13 protein-coding genes and 1 pseudogene are annotated in these 17563 nt (G+C 67.3%); 10 read left to right on the top strand and 4 right to left on the bottom strand.

Annotated features, from left to right (window positions below; all coding sequences use genetic code 11):
* Positions 1 to 58 precede the first annotated feature (58 nt).
* The 8 genes from JWP60_RS11035 to rfaD all read left to right on the top strand — a co-directional run bounded on the left by JWP60_RS11035 (position 59) and on the right by rfaD (position 8702).
* Complete coding sequence (locus tag JWP60_RS11035; protein ID WP_299790586.1) at positions 59 to 928, top strand: prephenate dehydrogenase/arogenate dehydrogenase family protein; 870 nt, start codon at positions 59 to 61, stop codon at positions 926 to 928.
* Positions 929 to 934: 6 nt separating this feature from the next.
* Entirely contained in the window at positions 935 to 3073 is a 2139-nt protein-coding gene (locus JWP60_RS11030) for a bifunctional 3-phosphoshikimate 1-carboxyvinyltransferase/cytidylate kinase (RefSeq protein WP_299790584.1), read from the top strand.
* 27 nt (positions 3074 to 3100) lie between these two features.
* On the top strand, positions 3101 to 4918 hold the full coding sequence (rpsA, locus tag JWP60_RS11025; RefSeq protein ID WP_363320838.1) for a 30S ribosomal protein S1: 1818 nt from the start codon (positions 3101 to 3103) through the stop codon (positions 4916 to 4918).
* Positions 4919 to 4979: 61 nt separating this feature from the next.
* The gene (locus JWP60_RS11020) at positions 4980 to 5285 is read left to right on the top strand and encodes an integration host factor subunit beta (protein WP_299790582.1); all 306 of its coding nucleotides are present in this window, start codon (positions 4980 to 4982) and stop codon (positions 5283 to 5285) included.
* Between the two features lie 76 nt (positions 5286 to 5361).
* On the top strand, positions 5362 to 5652 hold the full coding sequence (locus JWP60_RS11015; protein ID WP_299790578.1) for a LapA family protein: 291 nt from the start codon (positions 5362 to 5364) through the stop codon (positions 5650 to 5652).
* Complete coding sequence (lapB, locus tag JWP60_RS11010) at positions 5642 to 6775, top strand: lipopolysaccharide assembly protein LapB (protein ID WP_299790576.1); 1134 nt, start codon at positions 5642 to 5644, stop codon at positions 6773 to 6775. The genes JWP60_RS11015 and lapB overlap by 11 nt, the downstream gene beginning before the upstream one ends.
* A 2-nt stretch (positions 6776 to 6777) precedes the next feature.
* Complete coding sequence (gene rfaE1, locus JWP60_RS11005) at positions 6778 to 7707, top strand: D-glycero-beta-D-manno-heptose-7-phosphate kinase (protein WP_299790574.1); 930 nt, start codon at positions 6778 to 6780, stop codon at positions 7705 to 7707.
* Positions 7704 to 8702 (top strand): ADP-glyceromanno-heptose 6-epimerase, encoded by a 999-nt coding sequence (rfaD, locus tag JWP60_RS11000; RefSeq protein WP_299790572.1) that lies wholly within the window; start codon positions 7704 to 7706, stop codon positions 8700 to 8702. Before rfaE1 ends, rfaD begins: the two co-directional genes overlap by 4 nt.
* A gap of 16 nt (positions 8703 to 8718) precedes the next feature.
* On the opposite strand, the gene JWP60_RS10995 is transcribed toward rfaD, so the two are convergent.
* Positions 8719 to 10092, bottom strand: a complete 1374-nt coding sequence (locus tag JWP60_RS10995) for a phosphomannomutase/phosphoglucomutase (protein WP_299790570.1) — start codon at positions 10090 to 10092, stop codon at positions 8719 to 8721.
* Positions 10093 to 10277: 185 nt separating this feature from the next.
* On the opposite strand from JWP60_RS10995, the gene JWP60_RS10990 reads away from it, so the two are divergent.
* A complete protein-coding gene (locus tag JWP60_RS10990) occupies positions 10278 to 10712 on the top strand; it encodes a helix-hairpin-helix domain-containing protein (RefSeq protein WP_299790568.1) in 435 nt (144 codons plus the stop codon).
* Between the two features lie 103 nt (positions 10713 to 10815).
* Here JWP60_RS10990 and JWP60_RS10985 read toward each other — a convergent pair whose 3' ends face one another.
* The 3 genes and pseudogenes from JWP60_RS10985 to JWP60_RS10975 form a co-directional block, all read right to left on the bottom strand.
* The gene (locus tag JWP60_RS10985; RefSeq protein ID WP_299790566.1) at positions 10816 to 14526 is read right to left on the bottom strand and encodes a hydantoinase B/oxoprolinase family protein; all 3711 of its coding nucleotides are present in this window, start codon (positions 14524 to 14526) and stop codon (positions 10816 to 10818) included.
* 232 nt (positions 14527 to 14758) lie between these two features.
* Entirely contained in the window at positions 14759 to 15628 is an 870-nt protein-coding gene (locus tag JWP60_RS10980; protein WP_299790564.1) for an alpha/beta hydrolase, read from the bottom strand.
* Positions 15629 to 15819: 191 nt separating this feature from the next.
* A pseudogene (locus JWP60_RS10975) lies at positions 15820 to 15975 on the bottom strand (tyrosine-type recombinase/integrase); the annotation flags it as partial.
* Between the two features lie 138 nt (positions 15976 to 16113).
* Here JWP60_RS10975 and JWP60_RS10970 point away from each other — a divergent pair.
* On the top strand, positions 16114 to 16761 hold the full coding sequence (locus JWP60_RS10970) for a hypothetical protein (RefSeq protein WP_299790562.1): 648 nt from the start codon (positions 16114 to 16116) through the stop codon (positions 16759 to 16761).
* The last annotated feature ends 802 nt before the right edge of the window (positions 16762 to 17563 follow it).

Here is a 17563-nt window from a genome sequence, read left to right as displayed (position 1 = left end):
CCCCCCGAGGGGGCGCTCGCTCCTTGGGACGGCCCGGCGGAGCTCGATGATGCCGGCCATGTTCGAGCAACTCGGATTGATCGGCTGCGGCCTCATGGGCGGCTCCTTCGCCCTCGCCATGAAGCGCGCCGGCCTGGTCAAGCGCGTCGTCGGCTACAGCAAGTCGCCCACCACCACCGAGCGCGCGCGCCAGATGGGCGTGATCGACGTGGAGGCGCCCTCGGCGCTGCTGGCCGTCTCGGGCGCGGACATCGTGCTGATCGCGGTGCCGGTCGCCGCGACGGAAGCGACCTTTCGCGCCATCCGCCACCTCGTCACGGCCAACATGCTGGTGATGGACGTCGGCTCCACCAAGCGCGACGTCGTGGAAGCGGCGCGCCGCGTGCTGCGCGACCACCTGGGTTCCTTCGTGCCGGCGCATCCCATCGCCGGCAAGGAGGTCTCGGGCGTGGAGCATGCCGACCCCGATCTCTATCACGGCCGGCAGGTGATCCTCACGCCGATCGAGCGCACGCAGACCGCGCATCTGCGCCGCGCGCAGGAGCTGTGGGAAGCGCTGGGCTGCCATGTGCAGCAGATGTCGCCCGAGTCGCACGACGCCGCCTTTGCCGCCGTGAGCCACCTGCCGCACATGCTGTCGTTCGCGCTGATGCACGCGATCGTCAGCCAGCCGCAGGGGCAGAACTTCCTCACCCTGGCCGGGCCGGGCTTTCGCGACTTCACGCGCATCGCCGCCGCCGATCCGAAGTTGTGGCGCGACGTGCTGCTGGCCAACCGGGTCGAGCTGATCGAACAGGCCAAGCTGTTCGAGCGCAGCCTGCACCAGCTGCTGCAGCTGGCCGAGGAGGGCAAGGGCGAACAGCTCGAAGCGCTGATCGAGCAAGCCAGCCAGGCGCGCGCGCAGTGGCACATGGGCCGCAAGAAGTAAGGTCCCGTGTTCACCACCGCCTTCCTGGACCTCCCCCCGCTCGAAGAAGCCGCCGGCACGGTCGCCCTCCCCGGCTCCAAGAGCATCTCCAACCGCGTGCTGCTGCTGGCGGCGCTGTGCGAGGGGACCACGGTCGTCCACGACCTGCTCGATTCGGACGACACGCGGGTGATGCTGGATGCCTTGCGGGCGCTGGGGTGCAGCGTGGTGCACGGAGCTTCCAACAGCATCGAGGTGACCGGCATGCCGCGGCCCTCACCCCAACCCATGGCACCCCAGAAAGCAAAGCTTCCTGGGGACCCCGCATCTCCCGCAAGCGGGAGAGGGAGCCTGGATTCATCTCCTCCCCCCTCCGGGGGGAGGCTGGGAGGGGGGCGCCCCCACCCAAACCCTCCCCCGGAGGGGGAGGGAGCGAAGAGGCTTTTTCTCGGCAACGCCGGCACCGCCATGCGGCCGCTCACCGCCGCCCTCGCCCTGCTGGGCGGCGAGTTCGAGCTGTCCGGTGTCGCGCGCATGCACGAGCGACCCATCGGCGATCTGGTCGATGCCCTGCGCCAGCTCGGTTGCCGCATCGATTACCTGGGCAACGAGGGCTATCCGCCGCTGAAGATCCACCCCGCGCCGGCGCTGCAGCTCGATGCCCCCATCCCGGTCCGCGGCGACGTCTCCAGCCAGTTCCTCACCGCCCTGCTGATGGCGCTGCCCCTGGTCAGCACGCAGGACATCGTCATCGAAGTCGTCGGCGAGCTGATCTCCAAGCCCTACATCGAGATCACGCTGAACATGCTGCAGCAGTTCGGCGTCGCGGTGCGGCGCGAAGGCTGGCAGCGGTTCACGATTCCCGCGGGCAGCCGCTACCGCTCGCCCGGGGAGATCCACGTCGAAGCCGATGCCTCGTCGGCCAGCTACTTCGTCGCGCTCGGCGCGCTGGCCGCGGTGCAGCAGCCGCTGCGCATCGAGGGCGTGGGTGCCGCCTCCATCCAGGGCGACATCCGCTTCGTCGAGGCCGCGCAGCAGATGGGCGCGGCCGTGACCAGCGGCCCGAACTGGCTGGAAGTCCAGCGCGGCGCCTGGCCGCTGCGCGCCATCGACCTCGATTGCAACCACATCCCCGACGCCGCGATGACGCTGGCAGTGATGGCGCTCTACGGCGACGGCCCCACCACGCTGCGCAACATCGCCAGCTGGCGGGTGAAGGAAACCGATCGCCTCGCGGCGATGGCCATCGAGCTGCGCAAGCTCGGCGCCGAGGTCGATGAAGGCGAGGATTTCCTGCGCGTGACGCCGCCGCAGGACTGGACGCCCGCCGCCATCCACACCTACGACGACCATCGCCTGGCGATGTGCTTCGCGCTGGCTGCCTTCAATCGCGCTGGCGTGCCCGTGCGCATCGAAGATCCCAAGTGCGTGGGCAAGACCTTCCCCGATTTCTTCGAGACCCTGTTCGCCGTGACGCGCACGGACACGCCCCACATCCCGGTGCTCTGCGTCGATGGCCCGACCGCCTCCGGCAAGGGCACGCTGGCCTCGGAAGTGGCGCACCGGCTGGGCTACCACTACCTCGACTCGGGCGCGCTGTATCGCATCACCGGCCATGCCGCGGTCCAGGCGGGCCTGGCGCTCGACGTCGCCCACGAACACACGATTGCGCGGCTGGCCGAGAACCTGGCCATTGCCTTCACCGGCGGCCGCGTGTTGCTGGCCGGCCTCGACGTGACGGACGCGATCCGCACCGAGGAGAACGGCATGAATGCCTCCAAGGTCTCGGCTTTGCCGGCCGTGCGCACCGCGCTGGTCGCCCTGCAACAGGGCTTTCGCCAGCTGCCGGGGCTGGTGGCCGACGGTCGCGACATGGGCACCGTGATCTTCCCGGACGCCCGGCTCAAGGTGTACCTCACGGCGAGTGCCGCCCAGCGTGCCGACCGCCGGCATAAGCAATTGATTTCAAAAGGGATTCCAGCTACACTCGCCGCTCTTCGTGCGGACCTGGAAGCGCGCGATGCGCGCGACAGCAATCGCGCCGTCGCCCCCTTGCGGCCGGCCGAAGACGCCCTGCTGCTGGATAACTCGGGCCAGACCGTCGAAGAATCGGTCGCCCAGGTGCTGCAGTGGTGGGATGAAAAGCAGGCTTTCGGCCCCAACTGAAGGCGCTGCCAAGCGACAAGGGCCGGCCTGCCCGCCGCCCTGAAACCAGAGAACAGGAAGTCGAGCTTCCTGGGCCCCCGACACTCCCTCCGCGCAGCAGCGCACCGGTGGCGGGGATCATCAACGAACCAACCCGCGGGTCAAACCGCAAACTCAATGTCTGAATCCTTTGCCGCCCTGTTCGAGGAATCGCTGCAACGCGCCGAAATGCGCGCCGGCGAAGTCATCACCGCCGAAGTCGTCCGCGTGGAACACAACCACGTCGTCGTCAACGCCGGCCTGAAGTCGGAAGCCTACATTCCGATCGAAGAATTCAAGAACGACCAGGGCGAAGTCGAAGTGCAAGCCGGAGACTTCGTCTCGGTTGCCATCGACGCCATCGAAAACGGCTACGGCGACACGATCCTGTCGCGCGACAAGGCCAAGCGCCTGGCTTCCTGGATGAGCCTCGAAAAGGCCCTGGAATCCGGCGAATTCGTCACCGGCACCACCACCGGCAAGGTCAAGGGCGGCCTCACCGTCCTGGTCAACGGCATCCGCGCCTTCCTGCCCGGTTCGCTGATCGACACGCGTCCCATCAAGGACCTGACCCCGTACGAGAACAAGACCCTCGAATTCAAGGTCATCAAGCTCGATCGCAAGCGCAACAACGTGGTGCTGAGTCGCCGCGCCGTGGTCGAAGCGTCGATGGGCGAAGAGCGCGCCAAGCTGATGGAAACCTTGAAGGAAGGCTCCATCGTCCGCGGCGTCGTCAAGAACATCACCGAGTACGGTGCGTTCGTCGACCTCGGCGGCATCGACGGCCTGCTGCACATCACCGACATGGCCTGGCGCCGCGTGCGCCACCCGTCCGAGGTGGTCACGGCCGGCCAGGAAATCACCGCCAAGATCCTCAAGTTCGACACCGAGAAGAACCGGGTCTCGCTGGGTCTCAAGCAGATGGGCGACGACCCGTGGATGGGCGTTTCGCGCCGCTACCCCAACGGCACGCGCATGTTCGGCAAGATCACGAACATCGCCGACTACGGCGCGTTCGTCGAACTCGAGCCCGGCATCGAAGGCCTGGTGCACGTCTCCGAAATGGACTGGACCAACAAGAACGTGGCCCCGTCCAAAGTCGTGTCCCTGGGTGACGAAGTCGAAGTCATGGTCCTCGAGATCGACGAAGACAAGCGCCGCATCAGCCTGGGCATGAAGCAGTGCAAGGCCAACCCCTGGCAGGAATTCGCGCAGAACACCAAGCGCGGCGACCGCGTCAAGGGCCCGATCAAGTCGATCACCGACTTCGGCGTGTTCGTGGGCCTGGCTGCCGGCATCGACGGCCTGGTGCACCTGTCCGACCTGTCCTGGAGCGAAACCGGCGAGCAGGCCGTTCGCAACTACAAGAAGGGCCAGGAAGTCGACGCGATCGTCCTCGGCGTCGACGTCGACCGCGAACGCATCAGCCTGGGCATCAAGCAGCTCGATGGCGATCCGTTCTCCACCTTCACCTCGGTGCACGACAAGGGCTCCGCGGTGTCGGGCAAGGTCAAGACGGTCGACCCGAAGGGCGCCGAGATCGACCTGGGCGAGGAGGTGCTGGGTTACCTGCGTGCCTCCGAAATCAGCCGCGACCGCGTGGAAGACGCGCGCAACGTGCTCAAGGAAGGCGACGAAGTGAACGTCGTGATCGTCAACATCGATCGCAAGACGCGCAACATCCAGCTGTCGATCAAGCAGAAGGACATGATCGACGAGCAGGGTGCCATGCAGAACCTGTCGCAGCAGTCCGCGCGCGAGAACGCCGGCACCACCAGCCTCGGCGCGCTCCTGCGTGCCAAGCTGAGCGACAACGATCGTTCGTAAGAAGCACCAGCGGATGTCATTGCGGGCTTGACCTGCAATGACATCCGCCAAGCGATCCACAATGACCCGATCGGACCTCGTGGAAGAACTCGCGTCCCGCTTCAGCCAGCTGACGCATCGCGACGCGGAATACGCCGTCAAGACCATTCTCGACGCGATGGGAGAGGCGCTGGTGCGCGGGCACCGCATCGAGATCCGCGGCTTCGGCAGCTTCTCGATCAACCATCGCCCGCCCCGCATGGGCCGCAATCCCCGTTCGGGCGAAAGCGTGCACATCCCGGAAAAGCGGGTGCCGCACTTCAAGCCGGGCAAGGCCCTGCGGGAAGCGGTGGACGAGCGGACCGAGGCGTTGAGGGTTGAGAGTTAGGCGTTCGGCGTGTGTTCGCGCCCAACGCTGAACACTCAACGCCGAACCGTAGAATCCTGGCGAGCGAGGAGCCCGGATGAAATACATTGCATGGCTGCTCAAGGCAGCCATTTTTTTTACCCTGTTCGCCTTCGCGCTGAACAACCAGCAGGACGCCACGGTGCACTTCTTCTTCGGCACGCAGTGGACGGCGCCGCTGGTGCTGGTGGTGCTGGCCGCGTTCGCGGCCGGCCTGGCCGTCGGCGCGCTGGGCATGGTGCCGCGCTGGTGGAAGCACCGCAAGGCGGCGCGCGCGTCGCCGGGCGCGGACACGCATGCGCACAGCACGCTGATCGGACAAGGCACGCCGCCCACGCATGGACTTTGATCTCACCTGGCTGCTCTGGGGCCTGCCGATCGCCTTCGGCCTGGGCTGGCTCGCATCCCGCCTCGACCTGCGCCAGTTGCGCATCGAGAACCGCCTGGCGCCCAAGGCCTATTTCCGCGGCCTGAACTTCCTGCTGAACGAACAGCAGGACCAGGCCATCGACGCCTTCATCGAGGCCGTGCAGAACGACCCGGACACTTCCGAGCTGCACTTCGCCCTGGGCAACCTGTTCCGCCGCCGCGGCGAGTACGAACGCGCGGTGCGCGTGCACGAACACCTGCTCTCGCGCGCCGACCTGTCGCGTGCCGACCGCCATCGCGCCCAGCACGCGCTCGCCCTCGACTACCTCAAGGCCGGCCTGCTCGATCGCGCCGAGGAGGCCCTGCGCAAGCTGGAAGGCACGGCCTACGAGGAACAGGCGCTGCTGGCGCTGCTGGCCATCTACGAGCGCTCGCGCGACTGGCCGCAGGCCTCCGAGATCGCGCGCAAGCTCGACGCCGCCGGCTCCGGCCAGTTCTCCGGGCGCCAGGCGCACTACCTGTGCGAACAGGCCGCGTCCGCCACGCCGGCCGAGGCCGAACAGCTGCTGCAGAAAGCGATGAAGCTGGCGCCGCGCACGCCGCGCCCGCGCATGGAGCTCGCCGCGCTGCGCCGCAAGGCGGGCGATGCGCGCGGCGCCTTCGACCTGCTGGTGGAAGCCGCCGAGGCCGTGCCGATCGCCCTGCCCTTGCTGGCCAAGCCCATGACCGATGCCGCGGCTGCCAGCGGCCGCGAAAACGAAGCGCTGCAACTGCTGCGCACGAGCTACGAGCACCTGGCCTCGCTCGATGTGCTGGACGGCATCACGGCGCTGGAAGACGACCAGGAGTCGGCGCGCCAGTGGTACGTGCAGCACCTCAAGCGCGAGCCGTCGCTGGTCGCGGCCGCCAAGTGGATCGCCGGGGAGAAGCTGGAGCACGAGCAATTCCATCCCGACGTGCAGCGCGCTCTCGACCATGCCGTGAAGCCCCTCACCCGCTACCGCTGCGCCGCCTGCGGTTTCGAGGCCAAGCAGCACTTCTGGCAATGCCCTGGCTGCCAGGCCTGGGACTCCTATCCGGCCCGTCGCGTCGAAGAACTCTGACCATGAACCCCACCAAGCAACAACTCGCCAACGCGCGCGTCCTGGTCGTCGGCGACGCCATGCTCGATCGCTACTGGCACGGCGCGGTCGAACGCATTTCGCCCGAAGCACCGGTGCCCGTGGTGAAGGTCTCGCGCGAGGAAGAGCGCATCGGCGCGGCCGCCAACGTGGCCTACAACGTCAGCACGCTGGGCGCGCAGGCCAGCTTCCTGGGCGTGGTGGGTGACGACGAAGCCGGTCACACGCTGGAATCGCTGCTGCAGGAAACCGGCATCCGCACGCACCTCAAGCGCGACGCCGGCCTGCGCACCACCGTCAAGCTGCGCGTGATCGGCCGGCAGCAGCAGTTGCTGCGCCTGGACTTCGAGAACGAGCCGGACCACGAGGTGCTGGGCATGCAGACGGAGGCCTTCACCGGCTTGCTGCCGCAGCAGGACGCCATCCTGTTTTCCGACTACGGCAAGGGCGGGCTGGCCCACATTCCCGCGATGATCGAAGCGGCGCGCGCCGCCGGCAAGCCGGTGCTGGTCGATCCCAAGGGCTCGGACTATTCGCGCTACCGCGGCGCCAGCGTCATCACGCCCAACCGCGCCGAACTGCAGGACGTGGTGGGCCGCTGGCATGGCGAGGACGACCTGCGCGCGCGCGCCCACAAGCTGCGCGAGGAGCTGGGCCTGCAGGGCCTGCTGCTCACGCGCAGCGAGGAGGGCATGACCTTGTTCGACGGGCAGGGCGAGCTGCATGTGAAGGCGCAGGCGCGCGAGGTGTTCGACGTGACCGGCGCCGGCGACACGGTCATCGCCACGCTGGCCACGATGGTGGCCGCGGGCCTGTCGCTGCGCGCTGCGCTGCCGATCGCCAATCGCGCCGGCGGCATCGTGGTGGGCAAGTTCGGCACCGCCACCGTTTCGTACGAGGAGTTGTTCGCATGACGCGTGTCGTGGTCACCGGCGCCGCCGGCTTCATCGGCTCCAACATCGTCAAGGGGCTCAACGCCCGCGGTATCACCGACATCATCGCGGTCGACGACATGACCCAGGGCGACAAGTTCCGCAACCTGGTCGACCTGCAGATCGCCGACTATGTGGACGCCGACGAGTTCTACGCCATCTTCGCCGACGGCGGCTTCGGCAAGGTGGAGGCCGTGTTCCACGACGGCGCCTGCAGCGACACGATGGAGCAGGACGGCAAGTACATGATGGACAACAACTACGGCCTGTCCTGCGGCTTGTACGAGGCCTGCCAGGACCGCGGCACACGCCTGTTGTACGCGTCGTCGGCCGCGGTCTACGGCGGCTCCGCCACCTTCCGCGAAACCCCCGAGTTCGAGCGGCCGCTGAACGTCTACGGCTACAGCAAGCTGCTGTTCGACCAGCGCATGCGGCGCGAGTGCGGCGGCGACTTCAAGCGCATGAAGTCGCAGGTGACAGGGTTTCGCTACTTCAACGTGTACGGCCCGCGCGAACAGCACAAGGGCCGCATGGCCAGCGTCGCCTTCCACCAGTTCAATCAACTGCGCGAGCGGGGCTTGGTGAAGCTGTTCGGCGAGTACGGCGGCTATGGCCCGGGCGAGCAGACGCGCGACTTCGTGTTCGTCGACGACGTGGTGGCGGTGAACCTGTGGTTCTTCGACCATCCGGAAAAAAGCGGCATCTTCAACCTGGGCACCGGCCGCGCGCAGCCGTTCAACGACGTGGCAGTGGCCGTGGTCAATGCGCTCAAGGGCGGTGGTGTTCCGGATGCCGCGTCGGCCGTGCAGCAGGGGCTGCTCGAATACATCGCCTTCCCGGATGCGCTGCGGGGCAAGTACCAGTGCTACACGCAGGCCGACTTGACGGCGCTGCGCGCGGCGGGCTGCGATCATCAATTCGCCGACGTGGCGGCGGGCGTGTTGAAGTACCTGCAGGTGCTCTCCACGGTCGCATAGGGACGCATCCACCGATTCACGTCGGCAACACGGCGTCCGGCTTCACGCTGCGCAACAACGCCAGCATCTCGCCCTGGATGCGCTCCATCGCTTCGCGCGTGTGGCCCTCGAAGCGCAGCACCAGCACCGGCGTCGTGTTCGACGCGCGCACCAGGCCGAAGCCATCGCTCCAGTCCACGCGCAAGCCGTCAATCGTGCACACCTGCGCATCCGGGAAGTGCGCGCGCTGCACGAGTTCGGCCGCGATGCGGTGCGGCTCTCCCTCGGCGCAGCGGATGTTCAGCTCGGGCGTCGAATGGCTCGCTGGCAGCGCCTCGAGCACCGCGCCTGGATCGCGGTGGCGGGAGAGGATCTCCAGCAGGCGGCAACCGGCATACGTGCCATCGTCGAAGCCCAGCCAGCGCTCGTTGAAGACGATGTGCCCGCTCATCTCGCCACCCAGCGGCGCCCGCGTCTCCATCATCTTGGCGCGCAGCAGCGGATAGCCGCTGGTGACCATCACCGGCACACCGCCAGCATCGCGAATGGCGGGGGCGAGTCGCTGCGTGCACTTGACGTCGAACAGCACCGGCGCGCCCGGCACCCGCTGCAGCACGTCGCGCGCGTACAGGATCATCTGCCGGTCGGGAAAGATGATCTGGCCGGAGCGCGTGACCACGCCGAGCCGATCGCCGTCGCCGTCGAGAGCGAGTCCGACATCGGCGCCGGTCTCGCGCACCGCGGCTTGCAGGTCGCGCAGATTCTCGGGCTTGCTGGGATCGGGATGGTGGTTGGGGAAACGGCCGTCCACCTCGCTGAACAACTCCACCACCTCGCAGCCAAGCGCGCGGAATACCTGCGGCGCACACGCCCCGCCGATTCCGTTGCCCGAGTCGAGCACGATCTTCAGCGGCCGCGCAAGCCGGATGTGAGCGACGATGCGTTCCAGGTAAGCGGGAAAGACATCGGCGTGACGCACGCTGCCCGGGCGCGTTGCCACCGGCGAGTCGTCCGCTGCCATGGCGCGGCGCAGCGCCTGCAGGTCCTCGCCGTGCAGCGAGCGGCCGGCCAGCACCAGCTTGAAGCCGTTATGGTCCTTCGGGTTGTGGCTGGCCGTCACCTGGATGCCGCTCGTGCACAGCGTGCAGGTGGCGAACCAGACGAGGGGCGTGGTCACGCGGCCGATGTCGATCACGTCGACGCCGCTTGCCACCAGCCCACGGATCAGCGCGGCACTGAGCGCAGGCCCGCTCAGGCGGCCATCGCGTCCGACCGCCACCGTGCGCTCGCCGGCCGCGAGCGCCCGCGCCCCGAATGCACGGCCCAGTGCTTGCGCCACCTCCTCGTCCAGGGTGGCGGGGACCACGCCCCGCAGGTCGTAGGCCTTGAACAGGCTGGGGCTCAACTGCATCGGCACTCTCCGGCGGCAACGGGAGCCGGATTCTAGAAGCGGGCTGCGCCTGCGGGGGGTGAAGCGGCGGCGCGGGCAATTGCCGTGGAGGGGAAAAGCCGCGTCAACGGCCACTCCGCCTGTGCCGTTGTGGACTGGCAGTCCATCCGGGCCGCGTTCAACAACCCCTCGTGGTGGAGATATCCATGCTGAAGAAGATTCTTGTCCTGCTGGCCATGCTCTACGCGGCCGCCTGCTTTGCCGCGGTCGACGTGAACAAGGCCACGGCCACCGAACTCGATGCCGTCAAGGGCATCGGCCCCGTCATGAGCAAGCGCATCATCGACGAGCGCAAGAAGGGCGACTTCAAGAACTGGGACGACCTCGTCTCGCGCGTCAAGGGCATCGGCGACGCCACGGCCGCCAAGCTCTCGGCCGAAGGCCTGACCGTCAAGGGCGCGGAATTCAAGAAGGCCGCCGCCGCGAAGAAGGAAGAAAAGAAGGAAGCCAAGGCCGACAAGAAGGAGGAGAAGGCCGCGGCCAAGGAAAGCAAGAAGGACGAGAAGGCGGCCGCCAAGGACGCCAAGAAGGAGGACAAGACGGCGTCCGCTGCCAAGCCGGCCGCTTCCGCGAAGAAGTAGTCGGCCAGGGCTCACGCCGGCTTGGCCCTTGGGGTGGGTTGCCGCAGGAACGCCACCACGCGTGGGCCGAATAGCTGGGGTGCCTGCGGCAGCCCAGCCTACCTCAGGTGCCGAACCCCCCACCCCCCGGCGTGTGCACCTCGAACACATCCCCCGGCCCCATTTCCGCGGAGCCGATGTGGGCGAGTTCCTCGATGCGGCCGTCGCTGCGCAGCACGCGGTTGATGCCCACCTGACCCGGCTGCCCCCCGGCCATGCCGAAGGCGGGAAACTTGCGACCGTTCGAGAGGATGCTGGCCGTCATGGTCTCGAGGAAGCGCACCCGGCGGATGCCACCCTCGCCGCCGTGCCAGCGCCCTGCCCCGCCGGAGCCGTGGCGGATCTCATAGCTTTCCAGCCGCACCGGGAAGCGGAACTCCAGCACCTCGGGATCGGTGAGGCGCGAATTGGTCATGTGCGTCTGCACGACGCTCGTGCCGTCGAAGCCGCCGCACAGGCGCCCCTCCTCGTCGTAGAGGCCGCCCGCGCCGCTGCCGCCCGAGATCGTCTCGTAGTACTGGTAGCGCGCATTGCCGAAGGTGAAGTTGTTCATCGTGCACTGGCTGGCGGCCATGACGCCGAGCGCGCCGTAGATCGCGTTCGTGATGCACGTGGACGTCTCGACGTTGCCCGCCACCACCGAGGCCGGCGGATGCGGATTGAGCATGCAGCCTTCCGGCACGATCACGTTCAGCGGCTTGAGGCAGCCCGCATTGAGCGGAATCTCGTCGCTGACCAGCGTGCGGAACACATACAGCACCGCCGCCATGCACACGGCCTTGGGCGCATTGAAGTTGTTGGCCTGCTGCGGTGAGGTACCGGTGAAGTCGATCTCGGCGCCGCGATTGGCCGCATCGACGCGAATGCTCACGTGGATCTGCGCACCGTTGTCCAGGGGCAGCGTGAACTCGCCATCCTTCAGGCGCGTGATCACGCGGCGCACCGACTCCTCCGCGTTGTCCTGCACGTGGCGCATGTAGGCCTGCACGACCTCGAGGCCGAACTGGTCGACCATCTTCCCCAGTTCCTGCACGCCCTTCTCGTTGGCCGCGATTTGCGCCTTGAGGTCGCCCATGTTCTGCTCGGGATTGCGCGAGGGGTGGGCGCCGCTGCACAGCAAGGCGATCATCTCCTCTTCGCGCAGGGTCCCGCCGTCGATCAGCTTGAAGTTGTCGATCTGCACGCCCTCTTGCTCGATGCGGGTAGAGAAGGGCGGCATGGAGCCGGGCGTGATGCCGCCGATGTCGGCGTGGTGGCCGCGGGAGCCGACGTAGAAGAGCGGTACTTCCCGAGCGCCGCTGCCCTCACCCCCACCCTCTCCCGCAGGCGGGAGAGGGTGCAACACGGAACTCCCTCTCCCGCCTGCGGGAGAGGGTTGGGGTGAGGGCTGTCCCAGATACACCGGCGTGATCACCGTCACATCCGGCAAATGCGTGCCCCCGTGATACGGATCGTTCAACACGTACACGTCGCCCGGCTTCATCGTCTCGCGGTTCTCGCGAATCACCGTCTTGATGCTCTCGCCCATGCTGCCCAGGTGCACCGGCATGTGCGGCGCATTGGCAATGAGATTGCCCTCGGCGTCGAACAGCGCGCAGGAAAAATCGAGCCGCTCCTTGATGTTGACCGAATACGCGGTGTTCTGCAGCTGCAGCCCCATCTGCTCCGCGATGTTCATGAAGAGGTTGTTGAACACCTCCAGCAGCACCGGGTCCACTTGCGTTCCGGCGGCGAACTTCACGGTGCGCGGGACGGTGCGATCCAGCACGATGTGGTCCAGGCCCGTGATGCGCGCGCGCCAGCCCGGCTCCACGATCGTGGTTGCATTCTTCTCGGCGATGATCGCCGGACCGTCGATCGCATCGCCGGGGCGCAGGTCCTCGCGCACGCACAGGGCGGCCTCGTGCCACGCGCCGCCGGAATACATGCGCACGGTCTCGCGCCGCGGCACGGCGCGCCCGGGCTGCTCGGTCTGGCGCGGCTCGGCCGGTGCGTCGCCCGCGACGATGGCCTCCACCGAGACCGCTTCCACGATCATCGGCTTGCCCGGCATCAGGAAGGAAAAGCGCTGGCGATAGGCCGACTCGAAAGCCGACACGATCTCCTGCTGGGAACTGAAAGGCACCACCAGCGCCGAATCGCTGCCCTGGTAGCGCACGTGCACCCGGCGGTGCACCTGCACCGCGTTGCCACTGAGCTGCTGCCGCTGCAGCTCCGCCTGCGCGGACGCTGCAAGATCGTCCAGCCGCTGCTGCACCTGCACCAGGTTCTCTGGCGCCAACAGCACTTCGACCGCCTGTTCGCGAATCACGTTCTGGTCCGCCAGGCCCATGCCGTACGCGGACAGCACGCCCGCCAGGGGATGCACGAACACGCGCGCCATGCCGAGCGCATCGGCCACCAGGCAGGCATGCTGGCCGCCGGCGCCGCCGAAGCATTGCAGCGTGTAGCGCGTGACGTCGTAGCCGCGCGCCACCGAGATCTTCTTGATGGCATTGGCCATCTGCTGCACGGCGATGGCGATGAAGCCTTCGGCCACTTCCGCCGGCGCGCGGCCGATGCGTTGCGCCAGTTCCTCGAATTTCGCCGAGGCCGCCTCGTAGCTCAGGGCCTCGTCGGCCTGCAGCCCGAACACCCGGGGAAAGTACTTCGGCTGGATCTTGCCGACCATCACGTTCGCATCCGTCACGGCCAACGGGCCGCCGCGCCGATAGCTCGCGGGCCCCGGGTTCGCGCCTGCGCTCTGCGGCCCGACGCGAAAGCGCGCACCGTCGAATTCGAGGATCGATCCGCCGCCGGCCGCGACGGTGTGAATGCTCATCATCGGGGCGCGCATGCGCACGCCGGCCACCTGCGTCTCGAACTCGCGCTCGAATTCGCCGGCGAAGTGCGAGACGTCGGTCGACGTGCCGCCCATGTCGAAGCCGATCACCTTCTCGTGTCCCGCAAGTTGCGCCGTGCGTGCCATGCCGACGATGCCGCCGGCCGGCCCGGAGAGGATCGCGTCCTTGCCCTGGAAGGTATGCGCATCGGTGAGGCCGCCCGAGGATTGCATGAAAAACAGCTTCACGCCCGGCATCTCGGCGGCCACCTGCTCCACGTAGCGCCGCAGGATGGGTGACAGGTAGGCATCGACCACCGTCGTGTCACCGCGGCTCACCAGCTTCATCATCGGGCTGGTTTCGTGCGAAGTGCTGATCTGCGTGAAGCCGGCCTGCTGCGCCAGCCGGCGCGCGGCCGCTTCGTGCGCGGTGTAGCGGTAGCCGTGCAGGAACACGATCGCCACGCTGCGCAGGCCGCGCGCATGCGCCTCGCGCAGCGCCTGTTCCAGGGGGGCTTCATCCAGCGCCTGCACCACCTCGCCGTGCGCGCCCATGCGCTCCTGCGCTTCGATCACCTCGCCATAGAGCAGCTCGGGCAACACGATGTGGCGATCGAACAGGCGGGGCCGGTTCTGGTACGCGATGCGCAGCGCGTCGCGAAAGCCGCGCGTAGTGACCAGCAGCGTGGGTTCGCCCTTGCGTTCGAGCAGCGCGTTGGTGGCGACCGTCGTGCCCATCTTCACGCACTCGACCTGCTCGGGTGTGATGGGCTCGCCCGGCGCCAGCCCCAGCAGGTGGCGAATGCCCGCAACCGCCGCATCGCGGTACTGCTCGGGATTCTCCGACAGCAGCTTGTGGGTGAGCAGCGTGCCATCCGGACGCCGGCCGACCACGTCCGTGAAAGTGCCGCCGCGGTCGATCCAGAACTGCCATTTGCGGGGGGAGGAAGTCATGCGCCGATTATGGAGACGGGTGGCGCGCGAGGGGCGTTCAGCGGCGACTCTCTGTCGGCGGAGTACGCTGGGGTGGACAGACAATGGAACGCAGAGGGCGGGAGTTACGCAGAAGTCGCAGAAGGACTTCCACGTGTACGCATCTCAGCTACCTGCGACTGTAGGCTGGGCTGCGCCGCGCGCACCCCAGCGATGCGCGGGTCGCGAACACCTGGACAAGGTCGGCGCTGAGCTACGCCGCCACTTCGACGTCCAGCGACTGCAACCATTCCGCCACTTCGGCAGCGATCATCTCGGTGCCGCGCGGAATGTCTCCCCCAACCGACAGCAGGTGGTCCATGCCATCGACGATCCGCACCTGCGCATCCGGCTTGCCGGCCTGCAGCCAGCGAACGTGCTCCACATCCAGCTGCGGATCTGCGTTGCCGTGCAACAGCAGCACGGGCACCTGCAGCTGTGCCAGCACGGCCGGCGGGTCGTGCCGAAACCAGGACATCAGGTAAGGCTGCACCGTCGGCCGGAACAGCAGTACCAGCGTATCGGGGACGTCGTCGATCTGCTGCTGTGCTTCGAGCGCGTCGAGTGCCGCAAACGCCGGTTGCGCGAGGTCACCCGGCAGCTGGCCGGCAATCTGCCGCCGCATCAGTGCGGAGGCCCGGCTGCCAGCGCCGGAGATCGAGACGACAGCCAGCGCGTGGGCATCCTCTGCCGCGAGTGCAGCGATCAGCGCGCCCTCGCTATGCCCGACGAGACTGACCGCACGAACGCCCTCTTCGTCCGCTAGTCGCTCTGCCAGCATCACGGCATCGTCGACGAGGTGTTCGAAACGCAGAGCCTCCTCGTTCAGGCCAGGATAAACGCTCGCACCCACGCCGCGTTTGTCGTAGCGCAGCGAAGCGACCCCGCGGGCAGCCAGTGCGTGCGCCAGTCGCTTGACGTTGTCGAGCGCGCCGGGCAAGAGCGGCGTGTTGCCATCGCGGTCGGTTGCCCCGGAGCCCGCAATCAGCAGCGCCGCCGGCCACGGCCCTGCCCCGTCGGGCAGCAGCAGCGTGCCGGCGAGCTGGCCCCAGGCGGTGGGGAAGACGAGCTCCCGTTCGATCATGGTGCCAATCTAGCCGAAGGTTTGCCGATGCCGCGTCGGACGGGACAGTGTGCGTTTGAGCGATTCGCGGAGGCGCGATGTGGCGGAGTGGCGAGTTGAAGAGCTCGGCGCGGGTCGCGGCAACCATCGGATCGAGCTCGCCGAGCAACACTCCAGCAGACGCCGCTGTGCCGCTAAAGCGACGCGGGAGATCACTCGACGGTGATTGCATCCAAGGGGCTCCTGGTCGTTCCCGCCGACACCTTCAGCACGCGCGTGTAGATCATCGTGGTGCTGACATCGCTGTGCCCGAGCAATTCCTGCACGGTTCGGATGTCCGTACCGCCTTGCAGCAGGTGCGTGGCAAACGGGAGCGCTGCGCCTCGTGCGCGCCCCACCGCCGTAAGGTTAACGCCGCTGGTTGGAGAGGCGTGCGTTGCGAGGGCAGTCGGCAGCGTCGGTCGGCGAGCGTCGCGCCCTGGTCGACCGCTTGCGGCGCGCATAACATGGCAGTCGACACGGACGTCCTATCGGCCGGCATTCGCCGGCCTGCGTCCGCCGGTCACTTCTACGTTATGCCGCTTAACAAGCCACCGCTGAAGCGCGTTGCGCTGCTCCTTCTAACCGTTGTTCCGGCACTGGCGTGGGCCGTTGTCAGGCCAGTGCGTGTGCTGATGCCGGAATGGAACGGAGTCACCTGTGTTGATTCGATGGTGTGTGTGGACGACGCGTCGAAGACGGCCGAAGCTCAAGCCCTTTACACAGAGGCGGCCGAGTTCGTGGGCAAGAACGTTGCGCCCATATCAGGTGTGCCCCGCATCGTTTTCTGCGCTTCTGAGGCCTGTGCTGCGAAGTTCGGCCTTGGCGCCCGGTCCGCCGTCACCTTCGGAACGGTTGGCACAGTGGTGGGTCCTCGCGCCTGGAAGGCATACTACGTGCGCCACGAGATCATTCATTACGTGCAGGCAAAGCAGTTTGGGGTGGTAGCCCTGCTCGCTAAGCCCTCTTGGTTTGTCGAGGGAATGGCGTACGGGCTGAGCGAAGATCCGCGGGCTCCTTTGGCGGAACCCTTTGAAGGCTACCGTCGCGCCTTTCGCTCGTGGTACACGACCGTCGGAAAGGATAGACTTTGGGTGGAGGGCGCTCGGTTGTGACGCGGCATAACAGGTCGTTCGACGCGGACACGCAGCGGCATTGCGCCGCGAGGCGTGCTGGTGAGCCTACGCCCCGCGGCGCAATGCCGCTGCGTGCCGGGCAACTCCGACGTTATACGACAGCCGGTGACCGCAGCGCCTTCCTTGTCGGCCGGGATAGAGCCTGTGGCTTCGTTCAAGGTTTTGTGCCGTCGTACTGGTTAGGCCGCGTGTCAAAAGAGGCCGTGCACCGCCGCTGGATTACGCCTTCGTGCGATTCCCAGCGCACGCGTGACCGCTGCGCCTCGATGGGGCCGGACGGCCGCAAGCTTGATGCCGCTGGGTTGGGAGAGCGTGGCTTGCCAGAGCACTCGGAAGCGCAGCCCGCGAGTGTCGTGCCCTGGCCGACCGCTTGCGGCGCGCATAACATGGCAGTCGACACGGACGTCCTCTCGGCCGGCATTCGCCGGCCTACTGTCCGCCGGTCACTTCTACGTTAGACCGCAGGCCGAAGAGAATCGCCGTGCCCTTCCAGACCTTCCTTGATTGCTGCAGGACCGCTACCTTCTTCAAGGTTTTGGGCCTCGTAGGTGCGGGCACCGCTTGCCAAAGACGGCCGCGAACCGCCGTCAGTTGCGTGCTGTGCGAAGCTTTACGGGCCGTCGGAGACGCTGCGTCCAGCGCGAGCAAGGACGAACTGCAAGCCGCTGGTGACGGGCAGCCCAGAGCCCTGCGTCAGGTTGCAGCGCCGCTGGCAAAAGGCCGTCTACCGGTGCCGTTGGTGAGCGCTGCGCCTGACCGAAGCCTATCCCTGCGGTCTAAC

The organism is Ramlibacter sp. (assembly GCF_028291745.1).
GTDB lineage: Bacteria > Pseudomonadota > Gammaproteobacteria > Burkholderiales > Burkholderiaceae_C > Ramlibacter.
Note: the sequence above shows the minus strand (reverse complement) of the source record. Positions and strands in the feature narration are given on the sequence as shown.